This window comes from Larkinella sp. C7 (assembly GCF_006149005.1).
Lineage (GTDB): Bacteria > Bacteroidota > Bacteroidia > Cytophagales > Spirosomataceae > Larkinella.
In genome coordinates this window covers 1-443 of the sequence record NZ_VBSL01000164.1, presented here as the reverse complement: position 1 = coordinate 443, position 443 = coordinate 1, and the positions used below count along the sequence as shown (strand labels likewise).

The 443-nt window shown below is 40.6% G+C and carries 1 protein-coding gene; it reads right to left on the bottom strand.

Annotated features, from left to right (window positions below; translation table 11 throughout):
- The coding region (locus FH871_RS34915; protein WP_138995348.1) for a hypothetical protein at positions 1–410 on the bottom strand (410 nt) is incomplete at its 3' end.
- Positions 411–443: the final 33 nt, after the last annotated feature.

Below are 443 nucleotides of genomic sequence, written 5' to 3'. Positions count from 1 at the left end.
TGCCTGCCATAGGAATCTGCCACCTGTTTGACACTTTGAGCCTGCCACGGAATACCTAGCCAAAAACGACTGGTCCGAAATATTGTCCTCTTACCGCTCCTATCAGTAACAAACAAACGATGCATGAGTAGGCCTGACTTAAATTGGATGGATTGAATCTCCTCATTAGGGATAAAGGTGTAGTCCTCCTTGATTAGTTTATTGGTTGCCTTGCTACGTTTAATGAGAAGCAGGCCGTTTTGCTCAAAAGACAGATTGTAGTAGTCCCGAGCAAACATGGTTAAATAAGAAATCATAGCTGCAGTATTACCGGGCCCTAAAAAGACTGTCAGATTAAGACTATTGGGATTGAAACCCAATTCAGCCTTAGCTTGATTAATGGTGTTTAAATCATAGACCTTAAATTTCATTTCCTAAGCTCTCCTTTTCCTTAAAATCTACTT